Below are 19,441 nucleotides of genomic sequence, written 5' to 3' on the forward strand. Positions count from 1 at the left end.
GCCGTGGGTAACGATCACGTGGAGTGCTGATATCGCTCTGTAACGTGACTCGGCTGAAGGATACTCGTTTTCCCTTGTAGGGCAGGCGATCGTGTTACAACGGCCTCAAAGAGCCGGGGGAGAGGTTGACACCGTCGCCGCCAGCGAGCATCGTTTTGGGAGTCGTCACAACCCGTTCGTTCAACGGTCACACGAAGTTCGGCCACCGGATGATCCCGCGACGCTGACCAGGTCAGAGCCAGGCTTGAGTCGACGGGGGCTGAGATCACCGGCGGTGAGCCCCCCGCGGGGCAGAGGTGGAAGAGGCTCGGCGGCCAGTAGACAACAGCCCGACAGTGCGCAGCCAGCGCATCGACGGTTGGTCCGAAGGCACGCCGAGCCTCTTTCCTCTTTTCCCGGCCCCTTCACTCCGATGCGGCAGCCGGAATCCCAGGCGTGTAGTTCCCCGCCGTCCGGTCCGGACACCGTTCTGGCTACTGACCGGATACATTCGCGTGCCCCGGACGTTGTACGGTCGTGCGACCGGCGTCCGCCGGTGCGGTGAGGACAAGGGGTACGGCGTGGACCGGTTGAAGGCGCTGGGGCGGCTGCTGCCGCGGGTGGCGGTGGCCGTGGCCGCCGGCGTGCTGCTCGGCTTCGCGTTCGAACCGCACGACCATCCCTGGCTCACCGTCATCGCCGTACCGCTGCTCCTGGCCGCGCTGAACGGGATCTCGATGAAGGCCGGCTTCCTGGTCGGCGCCGGGTTCGGGATCGCGTACTACGCCGTCCTCGTGCCGTGGCTGAGCATCATCGGCGGCGACGCGGCGATCGCGCTGGCGATCCTCGAGGGACTGTTCTACGCAGTCTTCGGACTGTTCGCGACACAGGTCCTGAAGCTTCGGCTGTGGGCGCTGTGGATCCCGTGTCTGTGGGTGGCGACCGAGTTCGCGACCGCGTCGGTGCCGTTCGGCGGGTTCCCGTGGGGCCGGCTCGCCTGGGCGTTCTCCGACGACTCGCTGGGCAAGCTGGCCGCGTACGTCGGCATCCCCGGCCTGAGCTTCGTCGTCGCGTTCGTCGGCGTCCTGTTGTACGCCGTACTGCGCCGGGAGACCGCACTGCGTCTGCGGGCCGTGGCGCTCGTTGCGGGGCTGGCCATCGTGTTCGGGAGCGCCTTGATCCACCTGTCGATCGCGGGCGACGGGCAGACTGTGCGGGCCGCGATGGTGCAGGGCAACGTGCCGGGCAAGGGGCTGGAGTTCCTGGGCCGGGCGCGGACCGTGACGCGCAACCATCTGCAGGCGACTCTCGACCTGCAGAAACGCGTCGAGGCCGGCACCGAGATGAAGCCCGACGTCGTGATCTGGCCGGAGAACTCGACCGACATCGACCCGTACAAGGACGCGGAGACCCGCGCCGATATCGAGACCGCGGTGAAGGCGGTCGGCGTGCCGATCCTGGTCGGGGCCGTCACGGAGGGGCCCGGCGAGAACGAGCGGCAGACCACCGGAATCGTCTGGGATCCCGCCACCGGGCCGGGGCAGCGGTACGCGAAGCGGCACCCGGTGCCGTTCGGTGAGTACATCCCGTTCCGCGACCAGTTGCTGCCCTACATCAAGCGGCTGGAGATGATCGGCGCGCAGACCGTGCCGGGCGTGGGGCCGGGCGTGATGCCGATCCGCGGGGTCACCTACGGCGACGTCATCTGCTTCGAGCTTGCGTACGACAACGTCATCCACGACGTGGTCAAGGGCGGTGCCCAGGTGCTGATCGTGCAGACCAACAACGCGACGTACGGCGGAACAGGTCAGCCCGAGCAGCAGTTCGCGATCACCCGGATGCGCGCGATCGAGACCGGGCGCACCGTACTGATTGCGTCGACGAGCGGGATCTCCGGCGTGATCCGTCCGGACGGCAGCGTCGAGCACAAATCCGCGCAGTTCGTGCCGGACGTGTACGTCGCGACCGTTCCGGTGCAGGACGGGCAGACGCTGGCCATGACTCTCGGCGGCTGGCCGGAGTGGGTCCTCACCGGGCTCGGCCTGCTCGGTCTCGTCCTGGCGATGATCGACCGCCGCCGCGGTCGCACGGACAAGACCCCGCCGCCGGCAGCCGAGACGCCGAGCCGCGAGAAGGTCCCGGTCTGAGTCAGGGTTCACTCAGGGTTGGTCGTGCCCACTCGTTCCGTACGCTGGTGTCTCAGGCAGGAAGGGGTAGGACATGCCGTGGTTCGTGGCGCTCGCGTTGCTGGTGGTTCCGATCGCGGAGATCTTCGTGATCATCCAGGTCGGTCAGGTGATCGGCGGGTGGCCGACGGTCGCGCTGCTGCTGGTCGAGAGCGCGTTCGGCGCGTGGCTGATCAAGCGCGAGGGCCGGCGGGCCTGGCGGGCGCTGCAGAGCTCGTTCGAGACCGGGAAGATGCCCGGCCGCGAGCTGGCTGACGCCGCGTTGGTCCTGGTCGGCGGGACGCTGCTCCTCACCCCGGGCTTCATCACCGACATCTTCGGCTTCTTCTTCGTCCTCCCCTTCACCCGCCCCCTGGCCCGCCGCGCCATGACCGCCTTCTTCAGCCGCCGCGTCACCACCCAACTAGGCACCCCCGGCCTCGGCACCTTCATCCCCGGCCCCGGCACCCCCGGCCCCCAACGCCCAACAAACGACGTAATCCAAGGCGAAGTCATCGACCCAGAAAAGAAGTAGCCGTCAGGTGCGGTAGCTGGCTTTCGCGGTCTGGACGAAGGACCGGGTCAGCGGGGTTGTCTCGGTCCAGGCGATGACGAGGGGGCTGGGCGGGAGGTCCTGGATCGGGATGGTGACCAGTTCGTCGCCGGGGTTGTGGTTGGTGAGCGGGGCGAGGCCTATGGTGCCGTTCCAGAGGACTGCCTGGAGGCATTCTTGGACGGCTCGGACCACTGGTCCTTCGCGGTGTCGGCCGCCGTTCCAGTAGGACTGCCAGATCGGGTCGGTGCCGGGCGGGAACTGGAACCAGCGGCGGCCGTCCAGGTCGGCGAGCCGCAACTGGGAACGGCCGGCCAGTGGGTCGTCGGCCCGGAGTACGGCGCCTACCGGATCGGAGCGCAACTCATGGACGCGCAGACCGGTCTCGTCGAACGGGCCGCGGGTCAGGGCGATGTCGACGTGCCCGGCGCGCAGGCCGCAGGTGGGGTCGGTGAGGTCCGTCTCGCGGATGTGGATCTCGACGTTCGGGTGTTGCGAGCGGTACGCGGCGGCGAGTCTCGAGATGTCTGGATCCGTGCTGTCGCTGAGGATGCCGACGGTCAGGGTTGCAGCGCCGGCGGCCGCGGCGACCCGGGCGCGCACCTGCTCTGATTGGACGAGCAGCTTGCGGGCTTCCTTCACCAGTGCGGCTCCGGCGGGCGTCAGGCTGACACCGGCCGAGGATCGTCGGAACAGAGGCGTGCCGAGATCGGCTTCCAGTTGCTGGATCGCCCGGCTGAGGGGCGGTTGGCTCATGTGCAGGCGCGCCGCGGCCCGCCCGAAGTGGAGCTCCTCGGCGACCGCCACGAAGTACCGCAAGGTCCGCAGTTCCATCACCTGCGACGATACCCGCTGGGTATCGACAATGCGGGACTAGTCTTGGACGCGCCTCCACCTCCGGTGCTGAGGTGGAGGCATGTCCGACTACCCGTACGCCGATCCGATTGTCGACCTCGCCGACGTCCAGGAACTCGCCCGCGACCTCATCGTGATCCCGAACCGCAACGTCGACCTAGTACCCAACATCGGCCTCATCGGCGGCACCCATTCGGTGCTCGTCGTCGACACCGGCCTCGGCCCGCGGAACGCGGAGCAGGTGCTGCGGTTCGCCTCGTCGTACGCGAACGGCCGGCGGCTCTACCTGACGACGACGCACTTCCACCCCGAGCACGCGTTCGGAGCGCAGGTCTTCGCCGACGAGGCGACCTACCTCCTGAACACCGCCCAGGCCGACGACCTGACGACCAAGGGCGAGGGCTACCTGGGCATGTTCCGGCAGCTCGGCGAGCCGGTCGCCCGTGAACTGGAAGGCGCGCGGATCCCCGTCCCCGACCAGACGTACGACGGCACGTACGGGCTCGACCTCGGCGGCCGGTCCGTGCAGCTTCGCCCGACCGGACGTGCACACAGCAAGGGCGATCAGGTCATCACGGTCCCCGACGCCGGCGTCCTGTTCACGGGTGATCTGGCCGAGGCGGACCAGTTCGCGATCTTCCCGTGGTTCCCGCCGTACGACGTCGACGTGTCCGGCGTCCGCTGGATCGAGGTCATGGACCGCCTCGCCGCGGAGCGGCCGCAGATCGTTGTCCCCGGCCACGGTGAGGTCGGCGACGCGCAACTGCTGACCCAGGTACACGACTACCTGGTCGAACTCCGCGACGAGACCTGGCGCCGGCGGGACTCGGGCCTGTCGGAGGAGACGACCGCCGCCGAGATCCGGGCCCTCATGATCGAGCGCCACCCCGACTGGCGGCTGCCGGAGTGGATCGAGCGCGGCGTCGGCTGCCTCTGTACGGAGCATCGTCACTGACTCTGCATGAAGCCTGGGTACCGGTCCGTCGTACGACTATCGGATTCGGGACGGTGACAATGCGTCGAGCAGTAGCTGTGGCAGTGCTGATGGTGATGGTTCTGAGCAGCTGTGCCGACCCGGACCAGAAGCTGCGGTCAGCAGCCGCCCAGTCGGCCCGTGATGCAGCGTCCGAGGTGCGCACCACCCAGGTTGCCGTCGAGCAGCTACGGGCCCACCAGTTGTGGTCGCAGTCCGCCGGGCAGATCGTCGGAGATGCCGAGAAGGGCGTCGAGAAGGCCACGAGTTCGTTCTCCGCCCAGCAACCGTCGACGGAAACCTCGACACGGCTCTACGAGCAGGTCACGAAGACTCTGGACGACGCGCAGACCGCGGTGACGGCGGTCCGGATCGCACTCGGCAACGGCGATCTCGCGGCGGCCGAGCAGCAGCTCACGGCGCTTCGGCAATCCGGTGCCGATCTGGGCCGGATCGGAGAGCTCGCCAAATGAAGAAGGTGCTCGGCGTCACGCTCGGGATCCTGACCGCGATCGGTGGCTTCGTGGACATCGGTGACCTGGTCACCAACGCGCTGGTCGGCGCCCGGTTCGGAATGCACATGGCGTGGGTGGTGGTCGTCGGCGTGATCGGGATCTGCCTGTACGCCGAGATGTGCGGACGGGTCGTGGCGATGTCCGGACGCCCGGTGTTCGACCTGGTCCGCGAGCGGCTCGGCCCCCGGACGGGACTGCTCACGTTGGTGGCGTCGTTCTTGGTGACGCTGCTGACGTTGATCGCCGAGATCGGCGGTGTGGCACTCGCACTCGAGCTGGCGAGTGGCGTGCACTACCTGCTCTGGATGCCGCTGGCCGCGTTCGCGGTGTGGCTGGTGATCTGGAGGGTGAAGTTCTCCCGGCTCGAGCAGGTCTTCGGGCTGCTCGGGCTGCTGCTTGTGGTGTTCGCGGTCGCGTTGTTCAAGCTTGGACCTGACTGGGGCCAGTTGCTGCACCAAGCGACGCGGCCGCATCCGATCGGTCACGAGGACTGGGCGACTTACGCGTACTACGGGATCGCACTGTTCGGTGCGGCGATGACGCCGTACGAGGTGTTCTTCTTCTCGTCCGGAGGGGTCGAGGAGAAGTGGACGCGGAAAGATCTGGTGACGGCACGGTCCAACGTGTTCGTCGGTTTCCCGCTCGGCGGGTTGCTGTCGCTGGCGATCATGGGCTGTGCCGCGGTCCTGTTCCTGCCGGCGGGCATCAAGGTCGAGACCTTGGGCCAGGTGGCGCTTCCGGTGGCGGTTGCCCTCGGCAAGCTCGGGTTGGCGATCGTCCTGATCGGGGTGTTCGCGGCGACCTTCGGCGCGGCGCTGGAGACGGCGCTGTCGTGCGGTTACACGATCGCGCAGTACCGCGGCTGGCAGTGGGGAAAGTTCGTCCGGCCGCGGGAGGCGTCGCGGTTCCACGTGGTGATCATCGTGTGCCTCGTACTGGCGATGCTGACGCTGCTGACGGCCGTCGATCCGGTGCAGGTGACGGAGTACTCCGTGGTGTTCGCGGCGGTGGCCCTGCCACTCACCTACCTGCCGATCCTGATCGTTGCCAACGACCCCGACTATGTCGGCCAGGAGAAGAACGGCCCGGTGCGCAACGCGGTCGGCCTGGTCTACCTGGCTCTGCTCACCGTCGCCTCGCTGGCCGCGATACCGCTGATGATCATCACGAAAGGAGGGCAGTGACCATGCCAGGGACACCCGGCGAGTCGGGGCGAGTGCTGCACGCACAGCTGCATCTCCTGGACCGGCAGTTGATCGACCAGGCCGACGGTCACCTGGCCGGGAAGGTCGACGACGTCGAACTCGACCTGGACGCCGATCCGCCGGTGGTGGCCGCACTGATCACCGGCCGGGAGCGGATCACGGCCCGCCGGATCGTCGGTATCGACACGGCGGTGACGGTCTCGGTCGAGGACCTCGATCTCGACTACTACGACGACTGGGTCGAGAACCACGTCATCGCGAAGATCCCGGGAGCCCGCCATGCGGCTGAATGACCTGCTCGGTCGCCGCGTCCTGGACGCCGAGGGCGACGTCATCGGCAACGTCGCGGACGTTCGCCTGGTCCAGGACGGCCCGATGCTGGTCTCGATGCAGCGCGCGTTGCGGGTCGACGGCCTGATCGTGGTGGAGAACCGACACACGCGGCTCTTCGGGTACGAGCGCCACGTCGGCCCCGAGCTGCTCCGCCGGCTGATCCACGCACGACTCGGCGAGGTCTGGTACCTGCCCTGGGACGACATCGAGGAGATCACCGACGAGGGGGTCACGATCGCTCCCAGGCGCGCCGACCTGCGTCCTCTGGAAGACCTCGCGCGCTACTGAGCCATCAGCCCCGGGCGTCACCTGTGAAAGGGCCTTTGGGCCCGAACGCGTGATCGGTGAAGCGGGTGGCGAGGAGGTTGTGCGTGGCGGCGTCGGGGTGGAGGTCGTCGGGGAGGGGATGGGCGACGTTGTCTGCTTCGCCGTACAGGTCGCGGCCGTCCAGGTAGTGGAGGTTGGGGTCGGTCAGGGCGCGTTGTGTGACGATGCGGGCCAGCTCGGTGCGGATGACCGACAGGGTGAGTTTGCCGGCCGGGATCTCGTCGGGATTGCCCGTGGCGGTGAAGCGGAGTTCGCCCGCGGCCAAGGCGGACAGGTCCCAGTTGGTCGGTCCGGGGGTGTCCTCGTGGATCGGGCAGAGGATGGGGGAGACGACCAGGAGCGGCGTGTCGGGATGGCCGTCGCGGATGGTGTCGAGGAAGCCGTGGACGGCCGGGGTGAAGCTGCGGAGACGGAGCCCGTCGCTGTTGACGATGTTGATGCCGAGTTTGAGGCTGATCAGATCTGCGGGCGTGTCGCGGATGGTGCGGGCGATGAAGGGCTGCAGGTACGCACTCCCGCCGAAGCCCAGGTTGACGAGTTCGACACCGGCCTGAGCGGCGGCCAGGGCCGGCCAGGTGCCCTTGGGGTGGGTGGCGTTGGACCCGTGGCTGATGGAGCTGCCGTGGTGCAGCCAGACCCGGCCCGCGACCGGAACCGGCTCGATCGGAGCATCGGTGCGCAGGGCAACGAGTTCAGTGGTCTCGTCGTGCGGCAGCCAGATCTCGACGGTCTTCGGTACGGCGGCCAGCCCGGCGACTCGTAGCGTTTCGGGCTGTCCAGGACGCTGCGAGGTGGCACCTGTCATCAGGTCGATGGTGACGACGTCGCCGCCGGTCGCGGTGAGCTGCGTCACCAGTTGGCCGTCGACGAGTACGTCGTACACGCCGTCCGGACGTGGGGGAGCGCCGATGTAGTCCCGTTTCGTCGGCAGCGTCTCCAGTTCGACGACGGTGGCCGACGTACGGAAGACGAGGCGTACGCCGGAGGGTTGTGACTCGACCATCGACATCTGGCCGTCGTCGTACTGGGCTCGTGCCCAAGCGGGCAGGCGGTGCGGGAGCACGCCGCGCTCGGTCTGCTCCAGGTCGAGCGCACCGCGGAGCAGGTCGCCGGTAACAGGGGTAGTGATCATGTCAGCTCCAGCTGCGGAGGAGGGTGTCGAGGGCGTCGATGATGCGTGGCCAGCTTTCGCCGGCACTGGGCTCGCTGTGCGAGAAGGAACCAGCGAGCTCGAGGGTGATGTAGCCGTGGATCGTGCTGCCAAGGAGGCGCACGGCGTCGGTCTGGGCGGGCTCGCCGAGGTCGTACCCGCGAAGGACCGCGCGGACGAGCTCCGAGTGCCGACGCCCCGCAGCGACGTACTGCTCGCCCAGAACTGAGGCAGCGGCGGTGTGGCGTGTGGCGGCGTAGCGGCCCGGATGGGCTCGGGCGTAGTCGCGGTAGACGTCGGCCAGGGCATGGAGGGCGTCGCGGCCGGCGCGACCAGCCAGGGCAGCGGCCGCCTGGTCGGCCAGTTCGGTGAGAGCGACCGTGGCGATGCGGGCCTTCAGGTCGTCGGAGTTGCGGACGTGCGAGTACAGGCTCGCGACCTGGACGCCGAAGTGGCGAGCCAGCGCCGACACAGTGACCTGTTCGAACCCGACCTCATCGGCCAGCTCGGCACCGGCCAGAGCCAGCCGCGCACCGCTCAACCCCACTCGTGCCATAACTCATTATGTGATTGCCTAAAGGCTTTAGGCAAATCAGGGCGAAAAGAAGCCCTCACCGCGCCATTGCGGTGAGGGTTCCCAGTGAATCAGCGCCTGGATCAGGCGGTGCGCTTGGTCCGGTGCAGGTGCGCCGGGCCGATCTCGCCCTTGCGGAGCAGGTCGACCCGCTCGGCGAGCAGCTCCTCCAGCTCCGAGATGCTCCGGCGCTCGCGCAGCATGTCCCAGTGCGTACGGGCCGGCTTCTCCTGCTTCGGCTCCGGCTTCTCGCCGGTGGACCGGGCGGCCTCGCTGCCGCAGTGCGGGCATTCCCAGATCGCGGGCACCTCGGCGTCGTGCGCCATGGTCACCTCGACCACGTGGCCGCGGGGGCAGTCGTACGTGATCATCTGGCGCGGCGCGAACTCGACACCGCGGTCATCCTCGAAGCTGACCCCACCCAGCCCCGAACCACGCAGTACGCGATTAGACATGTCAAACCTCCGAGATCGTCATCCGAGCCAACGGTCGGCCGGCCCGGATCATTCCCATTTTGGCATGTCCGAGCCATATGTACGCACCTGACACTGTCGTCGTGACCTGCTGTCATCGACTGTTCACAGATCTCGCTGTGTCACCGCGTGCCGCAAGCCGCCCGACGTACGACGCATCAAATCGATACCTGGTTCACAGCCTGTTGCCAGGAATCGAGGATCTACTCCTCAGCAACCGACCCTAGCCTCAGCGTCCATGGTGCTACCCCGCCACAAGCTCCGTGGCCTCAGTTTCGTGAACGTGGCCCTGGTGGCCATCGTCCTCGCCATCGCCGTCACCGCCTACTTCCTGTTCTTCAAGAAGGATCCCCCGGCCGCCAGCGCGACCCGGCCGTCGGTGGCCGTACAGCGCGGCGAGGTGACCGCGAGCGTCAGCTCGAGCGGCACGCTGCAGAGCTCGCAGACCGCATCCCCGCAGTTCGAGACGTCCGGCACGGTGACACAGGTGCTCGTCAAGGTCGGCCAGGTGGTGGCGAAGGGCGCCGCGATCGCGAAGATCGACCCGGCCGCCGCCGAGCGGCAGTTGCGGATCGCACAGCAGAACCAGATCGCGTCCGCAAACTCGGTCACCGCGGCCGAGGAGACCCTCAGCGACGCCCAGGACGCCCTCGAGGCGGCCGAGGAAGCGTCCGCCTCACCGTCGCCGACCCCCACCCCGAGCAACGGCCAGCAACAGCAGACCCAGCAGTCTCAGCAGTCTCAAGGTCAAGGGCAGAGTCAGAGTCCTGAGGTAGCCGTCAGCAACGCCGAGGCGAGCCTGGCGAAGGCGAAGGCGGACAAGGAACAGTCCGACCAGAACGTCGAGGCGGCCGAGGCCGCGGTCGACGCGACCACACTGAAGGCGCCGATCGCCGGCACCATCACCGCGGTCAACGGCACGGTCGGCTCGGTGACCGGCGGGTCCAACTCGAGTTCGAGCTCCAGTTCAGGCAGCGGCGGGCAAGGCTCGACCTCAGGTCAAGGTTCAGCCTCGGGCTCCGGTACGTCGACGACGTCCGGCACCGGCTTCGTGGACATCGCCGACCTGAAGGCGCTCCAGGTCGTGGCCGCGTTCGCCGAGGCCGACGCGATCAAGATCAAGGCCGGCCAAGCGGCGACGGTGACGCTGAACGCCGAGCCTGGTACGACGCTCACCGCGTCGCTGGCGACCGTGTCCCCGACCCCGACCACCACCAACGGCGTGGTCTCGTACTCGGCCACCTTCAGCCTCGCCAAGCTCCCGGCCAACGCGCGGATGGGCCAGACCGCGAACGTCACGGTCCAGACCGCGAAGGCGGCCAACGCCCTGTACGTCCCGAGCACAGCGATCGCGACCAGCGGTACGACGTACACGGTCACGATGGCCGACGGCAGCGGGACGCGTGAGGTTCAGGTCGGCGTCCGGGGCGACAGCTATACCCAGATCACGTCGGGCCTGAACGAAGGCGACCAGATCGAGCTGCTGCAGGGCGCGATCGGCGGTACCGGGACCCAGAACGGCCAGGGCCGGCAGGGACAGCTCCCAGGCGGCGGCCAGTTCCCAGGCGCAGGCGTCGGCCAGGGTGCGGGGGGCTTCCGTGGCCGCTGAGTCCCTGATCGAGATCCGGGAGGTCACCAAGACGTACGGCCAGGGCGAGACCGCGGTGCACGCTCTCCGGGGTGTGTCGCTGCGGGTCGAGGCCGGCGAGTACGTCGCGGTGATGGGCTCGTCCGGTTCCGGCAAGTCGACGTTGATGAACATCCTCGGCTGCCTCGACGTACCCTCCCGAGGGGAGTACTGGCTGGACGGGAGCGACGTGGCCCGGCTGAGCGAGGACCAGCAGGCGCTCGTCCGCGGCCGGAAGATCGGGTTCATCTTCCAGTCGTTCAACCTGATCCCGCGCACCACGGCGCTCGCTAACGTCGAACTGCCTCTCACCTATGCCCACCTGCGCCGCGGCGAACGCCGCAAGCGCGCGAACCGGGCGCTCGAACTCGTCGGTCTCGCCGACCGCACGGGCCACCGGCCGAACGAGCTGTCCGGCGGTCAGCAGCAGCGGGTCGCGATCGCCCGGGCGCTGGCGACGGGTCCGCGGATCCTGCTGGCCGACGAGCCGACCGGCAACCTCGACGCCCACTCGACCGCCGAGGTGCTCGGTATGTTCGACGACCTGCACGCCGACGGTCGCACGATCATCGTGATCACCCACGAGCACGACGTCGCGGCCCGCGCCCGGCGGCTCGTGCAGGTCTCCGACGGCCGGATCGTCTCCGACGAGGTGACCCGCTGATGTCTCCACGCGACCTGATGGGCGCCGCACTCCGCGGCCTCACCGCCAACAAGCTGAGATCGCTCCTCACCGTCCTCGGCGTCTCGATCGGGGTCGGCGCCGTGATCGTGCTGGTTGCGGTCGGCAACGGCTCCGGGAAGGCGGTACAGGACCGCCTGGAGGCGATGGGCACCAACCTGCTCACGGTCTCCACCACGGGCGGTGGCGGCGGCTTCGTCCGCGGCCAGGCCGGCCCGGCCAACCAGCAGTACAGCCTCACGCTCGACGACGCCGCCGCGCTCGCCGACAAGAACCTGGCTCCCGACATCTCGTCGGTCGCGCCGGTGATGACCAGCTCCGGTACGGCGACCAACGGCGACACCAGCTACACGGTCAACCAGGTGATCGGCACCACGCCGGCGTACCTGCCCGCGACCAACACGCCGGTGCAGATCGGGCGCTCGTTCACGCAGGCCGACGTGGACACCTCGCAGCGGGTCATCCTGCTCGGGCAGACGGCCGCGACCGAACTGTTCACGCGGCCCGCGAGCGCGGTCGGTCAGACGATCAAGCTCGGCGCCGTCGACTTCACCGTCCTCGGCGTACTGGCGAGCAAGGACAGCACCGGGTTCAACGACCCGAACGCGACCGCGATCGTCCCGATCACCACGCTCCGGGCGACCCAGGCCGGGTACGGCGCCCTGAACCAGATCGTCGTCCAGGCGGCCGGCCAGGACCGGGTCGACACCGCGCAGGCCGAGGTAACGCAGTTGCTGACCGCCCGTCACCAGGTGCCCGCCGACGAGACCTCGCCGTTCCGGATCACGAACTCGGCGCAGATCCTGCAGACCAGCCAGGACACCGCGGCGACGTTCACCGCCCTGCTCGCGACGGTGGCCGCGATCAGCCTGGTCGTGGGCGGGATCGGGGTCACCAACATCATGCTGGTCACGGTGACCGAGCGGACCCGGGAGATCGGGATCCGCAAGGCGCTCGGCGCCCGGCGGCGGACGATCCTCGGCCAGTTCCTGATCGAGGCGACGCTGCTCAGCCTGATCGGCGGCGCGGTCGGGGTCGGGGCAGCGCTGATCGTCACCCGCTTCCAGTTGGCCGGCGTGCACCCGGTACTGGTGCCGTCGTCGATCGGGCTCGCACTCGGCGTGTCCGCGGCGGTCGGCCTGTTCTTCGGCAGCATGCCGGCGCACCGAGCCGCCGGCCTCCGTCCCATCGATGCACTACGTCACGAGTGAGAGGTCTCTTCTGATGAGTAACCAGACGCCCGACGAGTTCGCCCAGATCGGGTCCGACGAGGAGGTCGAGGCGGCGCTGAAGCCGAAGAAGACCCTCAACCTGCCGCTGGCCACGGCGATCCTGACCGGGATCGTGGTCCTTGCCATCGGTCTCGGCGGCGGCGCCGGGCTGCATGCGGCGTTCGCCTCGGACAGTTCGTCGAACCAGCCGCAGGCCGGTGGCCGCGGTGCGGGCGGGTACGGCGGGTTCCGCGGCCAGAACGGATACGGCGCACCCGGTCAGGGGCCTGGCGGTGCGCAGGGCGGTGGCGGGACGGTCGGCACGGTGGTCTCGGCGAACAGTTCCGAGCTGGTCGTGAAGACCCAGTCCGGCAACGTCACCGTGAAGCTGACCGGCGACACGACGTACGAGATCACGTCGAAGGGCACCGCGGCGGACCTGAAGGCGGGGCAGCAGGTCGTCGTCAGCGGCCAGAACACCAACGGCACGATCACCGCGAACACAGTCCGCCAGGGCACCTTCGCCCCCTTCCGCAACCCAACCGCGTCGCCGTCCACCCGCTGAGGATCCCCAGGCCATCACAATCGCACCCACACCCCACCGCCAAGCGTGCCGCGGACATCCGGCGGTGAATTGTGATGGCCTGGCGATCCGCCTCAACCCGTGCACCCGGCCAGCACCCCGGCTGGGCGCACGGTCAGGTCCGGGTGGCGGTGAGGGTTACGGCGATGGAGTCGAGGGTGAAGGTGCCGCCGGCGGCGTCGATTGCTGCGCCGGTGCCTTCGAGTACGGCGTCGAGTTTGCCGGCGTCGGCGAGGGGTTTGGCGATGCCGCTGGTGCGGAGTTGGTCGAGCCACTCGTCGCGGGTGTACGTGCGGGACCAAGGGAACGTTGCGCGGGAGATGTCGGTGAAGGCGTCGGTGAGGTTGTCGGCGGTGCGGTCCAGGAAGTGTTCGTACGCACCGAGGGGCGAAGCGGCGGCGCGCGCGGCGGCTGGGTTCTTGGGCAGTACGTCGCGCTGCACTGCGGCGAAGGCTGCGCCGAGGTCGGATGGTGGTTGCAGGACGTACCAGAAGACGGCGAACGTCCCGCCGGGGCGGAGTACGTCCGCGGCCTTCGCGGCACCGACCGCGGGGTCGATCCAGTGCCACGTCATCCCGGCGACGAGCGCGTCGAAGGTACGGCCGGCCGCGTCCCAGGTCTCGAAGGGGGCGACCTCGGCGTCGACTCCGGTCGAGCGTGCGTACGCCGCCATTCGCTCGTCCACGTCGACGCCGAGCACTCGGCATCCCGCCGCCTGGAGTTGGCGGGACAGGATGCCGGTCCCGCAGCCGACGTCGAGGAAGTCGCGCCCTAGTGCCGCGGCGACGAGTGCGTCGATGAGGGCGGTCGGATAGGACGGCCGGGCCCGGTCGTAGAGCGCCGCGTCGGCGCCGAAGGACTCGGCCATCTCACGATGCCGATGCGGATCGGCGTCGGTGGGCCGCAGCGGGTCGGCGGTCTGCAACGGGTCGGCGGGCTGCTTCGGGTCGAGAGGCTGCAGCGGCTCGGTGGGCCGCACTGGGGCGGTGGGCTGCTTCGGGTCGGGGTCCGGCGCTAGAGTGGGCATGTGCCCACGATAGTGGGCGGTTGCCCATTTGCGTCGAGGGAAGGTGTGCATGCCGACCGGTGTGGCGATGCGGGACGCCCGGGAGCAACTGTTCGACGCGGCCGAGCGGGTGCTGCTGCGGGACGGGCCCGAGGCGCTGACCAGCCGGGCCGTGACCGCCGAGGCGGGGTGCGCGAAGGGCGTGCTGCACAAGCACTTCACGGACTTCGACGGATTCCTCGCCGAACTCGTCCTCGACCGGATCCGCCGCCTCGACGACCAGGCCGAAGCGCTGCTGAAGGCCGCGGGGCAGGGGAGCGTCGTCGACAACCTGACCGCGATGCTGACCGACCTGTTCGGCTCGGTCGCCGTCGCGATCGTCAGCCTGACAATCTCCCGCGACGGCCTGCGCGCCCGCCTGCGGGAGGCCGTGCCCACCGGCGTACCGATCCTCAGCGAAGCCGGCCGGGCCATCCGGGATTACCTCGCCGCGGAGCAGACCTACGGCCGCATCCGCTCGGACGCCAACATCGATGTCCTCGGCCTGACGCTCATCGGCTCGAGCCACATGATGTTCGCCGACCGCACCGGCACCCGCCCGACGGCCGCCGAGGTGCGTGAGTTCGTCGCTTCCGTCGTACCGATGTAACCGAACCCTGCCGGCGAGAGATCCGATGAGTCATTGACTCCCTCGCTTGGAAAGCGCTATCTTGCGACGAAATAAGGCTAAAAAAGTACAAAACGGCCTCAGAAGTGGCGGACTGTGCGATGAGGACGACCCAGAAGAACGCAGTCGGAGAGCAGGAGATCATCCGGACGTATCTCGACCGGCTGCGGCTGGATCTGGTCGTCGCGGCGCGGATCACGAAGGTGCACCGTGAGTGGTCCCGGGCTCTGATGCCGGATCCGTTCTCGCGCCTCTATCTGATCCTGGAGGGGGAGGGGCGTCTCGTCGTACGGGACCAGGAGCTCTACCCGCGGCCCGGTGAGCTCGTCTACCTGCCGGCCGACGTGCCGGTGTCGTACGAGACGATCAGCGACAACGTTTTCCGCAAGCACTGGCTGCATTTCTCGGCGCTGATCGGCGACCGCGACATCGGCGAGATGCTGACGCTGCCGTACGTCGTCCCGAGCAAGGCGCCCGAGGAGGCGGCGGCTCTGTTCGAGCAGGTCGGTGCGGCCGACCGGGACCCGCCCGGTCTCGCGACGCCGCTGCGGCTGCGTTCGGCGCTGACCGCGTTGTTCGCGCACTATCTGGACAGTGCACCGCCAGGTTCGGTGCGCCTGTCGGAGCGGCAGACGAGCGAGTCCGGGATCGTGCAGTACATCCAGGACAATCTTGCGACGCTGCCGAGCGTCGAGGAGCTCGCGGCCGTGTTCGGCTACGACCTGTCGAGTTTCCTGCGGCATTTCCGCACCGAGTTCGGATTGTCGCCGAAGCAGTACATCAAACGGGCCCGGATCGAATGGGCCCAGCGCGAGCTGACGACGACCGAGCGCCCGATGGAGGAGATCGCGGCCGAGGTCGGCATGGACCAGTCCTACTTCTCGAAGGTGTTCCGCCAGGTGAGTTCGGTGACCCCGAGCGAGTACCGGAAGTTGTACCGCCCACACAACTAGGAGCCTCGTCATGGACCGTCGTACCTTCCTGGCCGGTAGTGGCGCCGTCGCAGTTTCCTTGGTGGGCGCGCGAGCAGCGCTCGCCCAGGAGACGGCAACGGTGACCTCGCTGGCCGAGTTGCAACAGGCAATCAACAGGGCCACCGCCGGCACCACGATCACGATGGCGAACGGTTCGTACGCCGTACCGTCGGGGTCGCCGATCACCATCACCAACCGGCACGGCAGCAGCAGCGCGCCGATCACGATCGTGGCCCAGAGCCGCGGCGGTGTGACGCTCACCGGCGCGCAGAGCTTCGTGTTCTCGGGATCGTCGGACATCACGATCAGCGGGTTCGCGTTCCGGCAGAGTACGACGCTGGAGATCCCGGCGGACTGCCCGCGGATCCGGCTGACCCGCAACGACCTCGCCCTCGCGGCGTCGACCGGCCACTGGGTCGTCGTCCGCGGCGACGACGCGAAGATCGACCGCAACGTCTTCCACGACAAGTCCACCCTCGGCGTGTACCTGGTGATCGACGGCCCCGGCTCGGAGGCGATGGCACAGCGCACGCACATCCTTCGGAACTACTTCCGCGACCACACGTACGGCGGGGCGAACGGCGGGGAGCCGATCCGGCTCGGAGTGAGCGGCCGGGCGCTCAGCACCGCCGACGCGACGGTCGAGTACAACCTGTTCGAGCGGTGCAACGGCGACCCCGAGGCGATCTCGGTGAAGTCGTCGGGCAACACGATCCGGTACAACACGATCCGCTCGTCCCTCGGCGGGCTCGTCCTGCGGCACGGCAACGACAACCGGGTCGAGAGCAACTATCTGCTCTCCGGGCAGAACGGGATCCGGATCTACGGCAACGACCATCTGATCGTGAACAACTACGTCAGCGGGATCGCGGGCGCCGGCGTGGTGCTCGGCAGCGGCACGGAGCGGGACCACTACGAGGGCGAGCCGTCCAGTTCCCGGACCGGCAACGACGCGCCTGACCGCGTGACGATCGCGCTGAACACCCTCCGGAACAACGGCCAGGCCCTCGTCGGTGAGAGTCAGCGCACGCTGCCTCCGCTGGATTGTGTGGTGGTTGACAATCTGATGGTCGGCGACAGCGGCGAGCTGGTCGACATGCCGTACCTCGACGGCCTGACGTGGGCGGGGAACATCGTCTGGGGTCAGGCGACCAACGGCAACATCCCGTCGTCGGGCGTCACGCGCGCCGATCCGAAGCTGACCGCGGGCACCGACGGCGTCTACCGGCTCGGTCCGGGGAGTGCCGCCGTGAACGCCGCTGCCGTCGACCACACGGGTCAGATCAGCGACGACGTCGACGGGCAGGCCCGGACGGTGCCGTACGACGTGGGCGCCGACGAGTACTCGACCGCGGCACGGGTCCGACACCCACTCACCTCCGCGGATGTCGGCCCCGGCGCTGCTTAGACCACGGTGGGCTGGCTGTTGCCGGCTTCGTCGATACCGCGGCGCATGTCGACGCGGACCAGGAGGGCGAGGCCGACGACGAAGAAGAGGCCGAGGGCGACGATCGCGGGACGGTACGAGCCGGTGAGCTGGTGGACGAGACCGAACACCAGCGTGCCGAGCCACGACGTCCCCCGTTCGCCCGCCTGGTAGAGCGAGAAGTACTCCGCCTCGCGGCCCTTCGGGATCAGCTGGCTGAACGCCGACCGGGACAGCGCCTGCGTCCCGCCGAGCACGATCCCGATCGCCAGCCCCATCGCCAGGAACGGGACGATCTGGCGCTCGGGCAGCAGGAATCCGGCGATAACGATCAGGATCCAGACGACCAGGCCGCCCGCGATCGTGCGATGCGCGCCGTACCGCTGGGCGAACCGGCCGAACGCGAGCGCCCCGAAGAAGGCCACGAACTGGACGAGCAGAATGGTTGCGATCAGCACCTGTGTCTCGAACCCGAGCTGCTTCTCGCCGTACGTCGACGACACCGAGATGACCGTCTGGATCCCGTCGTTGAAGAACAGGTACGCGATCAGGAACAGCATCGTCATCTTGTAGCTGCGCAGGTGCTTGAGTGTGGCGGCCAGCTGACCGAAGCTCTGACGCACGAGGCTGCCGCTGCGCACCTGCACGACGTTCGTCGGCGGCCGGTTCCGTAGCCGGAGGAACGGGAAGAACGTGAAGATTCCCCACCAGAGCCCCGCACTGAGCAGGCTGAGGCGGACGGCCGTGCTCTGGCTCAGCCCGAGCGCGTCGTGGGCGGTGACGACTGCCAGGTTGACCAGGAGCAGTAGAAAGCCACCGGCGTACCCGAACGCCCAGGCGCGGGACGAGACGGCGTCGCGCTGATCCGGTGGAGCGATGTCGATGAGGATCGAGTCGTACACGACCAGGGACGAGCCGAGGCACAGGTTCCCCACGAACAGCAGCAGCGCGCCGAGCTGCCAGCGTCCGTCGTCGACGAACACCATGCAGGAAGCCGCGAGCGCTCCGGCCCAGGCGAAGCCGCACATGAGCAGCTTCTTGTGCGACATCCGGTCCGCGATGGCGCCGACCACCGGCAGGAACAGCGCGGACACCAGGGTCGCGACCGTGACGACGTAGAACGCGAGCGAGCCGGGGGAGATGCCGAGCCCGAGCACGTCGAGGTTCGTGTGGCACGGGTTGTCTGTGGTCCCGACGAACCCGCAGGCGGCCTTCTCCGCGACCGATGTCAGGTACGGCGCGAACAGGACGGTCCCGGTGGTGGTGACGTAGCCCGAGTTGGCCCAGTCGTAGAGACTGAATCCCCAGTACTCGCGCTTGTCGACCGCCGGCGGGGCGGAGAGGAATCCCATGCGCGGAAGTGTGTCAGGTCCGGGGGACGATGCGGCGTACCCGCGGATAACACTTCAACTCCACTGACCCCGCTCTTTCAGGACGTCGCGAAGCAGGTCCGTGCGGTCGGTGATGATGCCGTCGACGCCGGCGTCGAGCAGCCGGTTCATCGCGTCCGGGTCGTCGATCGTCCAGACGTGCACCTGCTTGCCCCGGGAGTGCGCGCGCTTGACCAGGCCGGGCGTGAGCACGTGGAGCGCGCCGTACCGCTCGGGGATCTGCAGGCAGGCGCCGGCCGCGTTCAGGGCGAACGGCAGGAACCGGATCAGGGCGATCTCCCACTCGCCGTACCCCGTGCACAGCCGCGGCCCGAGCAGCTTGCGGATCCGGCGGACCCGCGACTGGGAGAACGAGGACACGCAGATCCGGTCGATCGCGTCGGCGGCCCGCAGGACCTTCGCGGCCGGTTCGAGGCCGCCCTCGGCCTTGATGTCGAGGTTGAACCGGGTCTCCGGGAAGTGCTCGAGCAGCTCGTCCAGGCGGGGGATCGGCTCGTGGCCGTTGATCTTCGCCTTGCTGACCTCCGACCACGGCAGCTCCGTGATCACGCCGGTCCGGTCGGTGACCCGGTCGAGCCGGTCGTCGTGGAACGCGATCACGACGCCGTCGCTGGTCGCGTGCAGGTCGGTCTCCAGGTACCGGTACCCGAGGTCGACGGCGTTCTGGAACGCGTGCAGCGAGTTCTCGTAGCCGATGTTGTCCGGGTGCTTGGCGCCGCCTCGATGGGCCATCGCGATCGGTCCGTCATGGTCGAGGTAGGGGTGCACGTGT

Annotated in this window: 21 protein-coding genes; 14 read left to right on the forward strand and 7 right to left on the reverse strand. The window is 68.6% G+C overall.

From position 1 onward, the window contains the following. The first annotated feature begins 494 nt into the window (after positions 1 to 494). Positions 495 to 2,126, forward strand: coding sequence for an apolipoprotein N-acyltransferase (gene lnt / locus EV137_RS01650; RefSeq protein WP_238175026.1), 1,632 nt, complete (start codon positions 495 to 497; stop codon positions 2,124 to 2,126). 73 nt (positions 2,127 to 2,199) lie between these two features. Next, the gene (locus EV137_RS01655; RefSeq protein WP_134004653.1) at positions 2,200 to 2,679 is read left to right on the forward strand and encodes an FxsA family protein; all 480 of its coding nucleotides are present in this window, start codon (positions 2,200 to 2,202) and stop codon (positions 2,677 to 2,679) included. 3 nt (positions 2,680 to 2,682) lie between these two features. Here the strand turns inward: EV137_RS01655 and EV137_RS01660 are convergent, their stop codons facing one another. Beyond that, positions 2,683 to 3,531, reverse strand: coding sequence for a LysR family transcriptional regulator (locus tag EV137_RS01660; protein ID WP_134004651.1), 849 nt, complete (start codon positions 3,529 to 3,531; stop codon positions 2,683 to 2,685). 82 nt (positions 3,532 to 3,613) lie between these two features. Between EV137_RS01660 and EV137_RS01665 the strand changes: the two genes are divergently transcribed. From EV137_RS01665 to EV137_RS01685, 5 genes are all read left to right on the forward strand, one after another. Next, positions 3,614 to 4,507 (forward strand): MBL fold metallo-hydrolase, encoded by an 894-nt coding sequence (locus tag EV137_RS01665; protein ID WP_134126009.1) that lies wholly within the window; start codon positions 3,614 to 3,616, stop codon positions 4,505 to 4,507. 77 nt (positions 4,508 to 4,584) lie between these two features. Then, positions 4,585 to 4,998 (forward strand): hypothetical protein, encoded by a 414-nt coding sequence (locus tag EV137_RS01670; protein WP_134126011.1) that lies wholly within the window; start codon positions 4,585 to 4,587, stop codon positions 4,996 to 4,998. After that, on the forward strand, positions 4,995 to 6,224 hold the full coding sequence (locus EV137_RS01675) for an NRAMP family divalent metal transporter (RefSeq protein ID WP_134004645.1): 1,230 nt from the start codon (positions 4,995 to 4,997) through the stop codon (positions 6,222 to 6,224). The genes EV137_RS01670 and EV137_RS01675 overlap by 4 nt, the downstream gene beginning before the upstream one ends. A 2-nt stretch (positions 6,225 to 6,226) precedes the next feature. Beyond that, positions 6,227 to 6,538, forward strand: coding sequence for a hypothetical protein (locus EV137_RS01680; RefSeq protein ID WP_134004643.1), 312 nt, complete (start codon positions 6,227 to 6,229; stop codon positions 6,536 to 6,538). Then, the gene (locus EV137_RS01685; RefSeq protein ID WP_134126013.1) at positions 6,525 to 6,866 is read left to right on the forward strand and encodes a PRC-barrel domain containing protein; all 342 of its coding nucleotides are present in this window, start codon (positions 6,525 to 6,527) and stop codon (positions 6,864 to 6,866) included. Before EV137_RS01680 ends, EV137_RS01685 begins: the two co-directional genes overlap by 14 nt. Before the next feature lie 4 nt (positions 6,867 to 6,870). Here the strand turns inward: EV137_RS01685 and EV137_RS01690 are convergent, their stop codons facing one another. The 3 genes from EV137_RS01690 to EV137_RS01700 form a co-directional block, all read right to left on the reverse strand. Further along, complete coding sequence (locus EV137_RS01690; RefSeq protein WP_134126015.1) at positions 6,871 to 8,037, reverse strand: GDSL-type esterase/lipase family protein; 1,167 nt, start codon at positions 8,035 to 8,037, stop codon at positions 6,871 to 6,873. A 1-nt stretch (position 8,038) separates the two neighbouring features. Further along, positions 8,039 to 8,611: a TetR/AcrR family transcriptional regulator gene (locus EV137_RS01695; protein WP_134126017.1), complete on the reverse strand. Its 573-nt coding sequence runs from the start codon at positions 8,609 to 8,611 to the stop codon at positions 8,039 to 8,041. Positions 8,612 to 8,712: 101 nt separating this feature from the next. Then, the gene (locus tag EV137_RS01700; RefSeq protein ID WP_130385606.1) at positions 8,713 to 9,084 is read right to left on the reverse strand and encodes an RNA polymerase-binding protein RbpA; all 372 of its coding nucleotides are present in this window, start codon (positions 9,082 to 9,084) and stop codon (positions 8,713 to 8,715) included. A gap of 256 nt (positions 9,085 to 9,340) precedes the next feature. Between EV137_RS01700 and EV137_RS01705 the strand changes: the two genes are divergently transcribed. The 4 genes from EV137_RS01705 to EV137_RS01720 are packed head-to-tail and all read left to right on the forward strand — an operon-like array spanning position 9,341 to position 13,187. After that, positions 9,341 to 10,711 carry an efflux RND transporter periplasmic adaptor subunit gene (locus EV137_RS01705; RefSeq protein ID WP_134126019.1) on the forward strand — a complete coding sequence of 457 codons (1,371 nt, stop codon included), beginning with the start codon at positions 9,341 to 9,343 and terminating at the stop codon, positions 10,709 to 10,711. Next, on the forward strand, positions 10,701 to 11,393 hold the full coding sequence (locus EV137_RS01710; protein WP_134126021.1) for an ABC transporter ATP-binding protein: 693 nt from the start codon (positions 10,701 to 10,703) through the stop codon (positions 11,391 to 11,393). The genes EV137_RS01705 and EV137_RS01710 overlap by 11 nt, the downstream gene beginning before the upstream one ends. Further along, positions 11,393 to 12,622: an ABC transporter permease gene (locus tag EV137_RS01715; protein ID WP_134126023.1), complete on the forward strand. Its 1,230-nt coding sequence runs from the start codon at positions 11,393 to 11,395 to the stop codon at positions 12,620 to 12,622. The genes EV137_RS01710 and EV137_RS01715 overlap by 1 nt, the downstream gene beginning before the upstream one ends. Before the next feature lie 13 nt (positions 12,623 to 12,635). After that, complete coding sequence (locus EV137_RS01720; RefSeq protein WP_134004629.1) at positions 12,636 to 13,187, forward strand: hypothetical protein; 552 nt, start codon at positions 12,636 to 12,638, stop codon at positions 13,185 to 13,187. A 133-nt stretch (positions 13,188 to 13,320) separates the two neighbouring features. On the opposite strand, the gene EV137_RS01725 is transcribed toward EV137_RS01720, so the two are convergent. Continuing rightward, positions 13,321 to 14,232, reverse strand: a complete 912-nt coding sequence (locus EV137_RS01725; RefSeq protein WP_238175027.1) for a class I SAM-dependent methyltransferase — start codon at positions 14,230 to 14,232, stop codon at positions 13,321 to 13,323. Between the two features lie 49 nt (positions 14,233 to 14,281). On the opposite strand from EV137_RS01725, the gene EV137_RS01730 reads away from it, so the two are divergent. From EV137_RS01730 to EV137_RS01740, 3 genes are all read left to right on the forward strand, one after another. Continuing rightward, positions 14,282 to 14,860, forward strand: a complete 579-nt coding sequence (locus EV137_RS01730) for a TetR/AcrR family transcriptional regulator (RefSeq protein WP_134126025.1) — start codon at positions 14,282 to 14,284, stop codon at positions 14,858 to 14,860. A 119-nt stretch (positions 14,861 to 14,979) separates the two neighbouring features. Beyond that, positions 14,980 to 15,831 (forward strand): AraC family transcriptional regulator, encoded by an 852-nt coding sequence (locus EV137_RS01735; protein ID WP_134126027.1) that lies wholly within the window; start codon positions 14,980 to 14,982, stop codon positions 15,829 to 15,831. Positions 15,832 to 15,841: 10 nt separating this feature from the next. Beyond that, on the forward strand, positions 15,842 to 17,260 hold the full coding sequence (locus EV137_RS01740) for a polysaccharide lyase 6 family protein (RefSeq protein WP_134126029.1): 1,419 nt from the start codon (positions 15,842 to 15,844) through the stop codon (positions 17,258 to 17,260). On the opposite strand, the gene EV137_RS01745 is transcribed toward EV137_RS01740, so the two are convergent. Together EV137_RS01745 and EV137_RS01750 are read right to left on the reverse strand one after the other, a co-directional pair. Then, on the reverse strand, positions 17,257 to 18,630 hold the full coding sequence (locus EV137_RS01745) for an MFS transporter (RefSeq protein ID WP_134004618.1): 1,374 nt from the start codon (positions 18,628 to 18,630) through the stop codon (positions 17,257 to 17,259). The genes EV137_RS01740 and EV137_RS01745 overlap by 4 nt on opposite strands. A gap of 54 nt (positions 18,631 to 18,684) precedes the next feature. Beyond that, positions 18,685 to 19,437 carry a glycerophosphodiester phosphodiesterase family protein gene (locus tag EV137_RS01750; protein WP_202870787.1) on the reverse strand — a complete coding sequence of 251 codons (753 nt, stop codon included), beginning with the start codon at positions 19,435 to 19,437 and terminating at the stop codon, positions 18,685 to 18,687. Positions 19,438 to 19,441: the final 4 nt, after the last annotated feature.

The organism is Kribbella pratensis, assembly GCF_004366075.1.
GTDB classification, from domain to species: Bacteria; Actinomycetota; Actinomycetes; order Propionibacteriales; family Kribbellaceae; genus Kribbella; species Kribbella pratensis.

Bases quoted from the DNA above. Each gene is read 5' to 3' on its own strand.
- EV137_RS01655 (WP_134004653.1), top strand. From the start codon at position 2,200: ATGCCGTGGTTCGTGGCGCTCGCGTTGCTGGTGGTTCCGATCGCGGAG.
- EV137_RS01660 (WP_134004651.1), bottom strand. From the start codon at position 3,531: ATGGAACTGCGGACCTTGCGGTACTTCGTGGCGGTCGCCGAGGAGCTC.
- EV137_RS01665 (WP_134126009.1), top strand. From the start codon at position 3,614: ATGTCCGACTACCCGTACGCCGATCCGATTGTCGACCTCGCCGACGTC.
- EV137_RS01675 (WP_134004645.1), top strand. From the start codon at position 4,995: ATGAAGAAGGTGCTCGGCGTCACGCTCGGGATCCTGACCGCGATCGGT.
- EV137_RS01680 (WP_134004643.1), top strand. From the start codon at position 6,227: ATGCCAGGGACACCCGGCGAGTCGGGGCGAGTGCTGCACGCACAGCTG.
- EV137_RS01685 (WP_134126013.1), top strand. From the start codon at position 6,525: ATGCGGCTGAATGACCTGCTCGGTCGCCGCGTCCTGGACGCCGAGGGC.
- EV137_RS01690 (WP_134126015.1), bottom strand. From the start codon at position 8,037: ATGATCACTACCCCTGTTACCGGCGACCTGCTCCGCGGTGCGCTCGAC.
- EV137_RS01695 (WP_134126017.1), bottom strand. From the start codon at position 8,611: ATGGCACGAGTGGGGTTGAGCGGTGCGCGGCTGGCTCTGGCCGGTGCC.
- EV137_RS01700 (WP_130385606.1), bottom strand. From the start codon at position 9,084: ATGTCTAATCGCGTACTGCGTGGTTCGGGGCTGGGTGGGGTCAGCTTC.
- EV137_RS01705 (WP_134126019.1), top strand. From the start codon at position 9,341: ATGGTGCTACCCCGCCACAAGCTCCGTGGCCTCAGTTTCGTGAACGTG.
- EV137_RS01715 (WP_134126023.1), top strand. From the start codon at position 11,393: ATGTCTCCACGCGACCTGATGGGCGCCGCACTCCGCGGCCTCACCGCC.
- EV137_RS01720 (WP_134004629.1), top strand. From the start codon at position 12,636: ATGAGTAACCAGACGCCCGACGAGTTCGCCCAGATCGGGTCCGACGAG.
- EV137_RS01725 (WP_238175027.1), bottom strand. From the start codon at position 14,232: ATGCCCACTCTAGCGCCGGACCCCGACCCGAAGCAGCCCACCGCCCCA.
- EV137_RS01730 (WP_134126025.1), top strand. From the start codon at position 14,282: ATGCCGACCGGTGTGGCGATGCGGGACGCCCGGGAGCAACTGTTCGAC.
- EV137_RS01735 (WP_134126027.1), top strand. From the start codon at position 14,980: ATGAGGACGACCCAGAAGAACGCAGTCGGAGAGCAGGAGATCATCCGG.
- EV137_RS01740 (WP_134126029.1), top strand. From the start codon at position 15,842: ATGGACCGTCGTACCTTCCTGGCCGGTAGTGGCGCCGTCGCAGTTTCC.
- EV137_RS01745 (WP_134004618.1), bottom strand. From the start codon at position 18,630: ATGGGATTCCTCTCCGCCCCGCCGGCGGTCGACAAGCGCGAGTACTGG.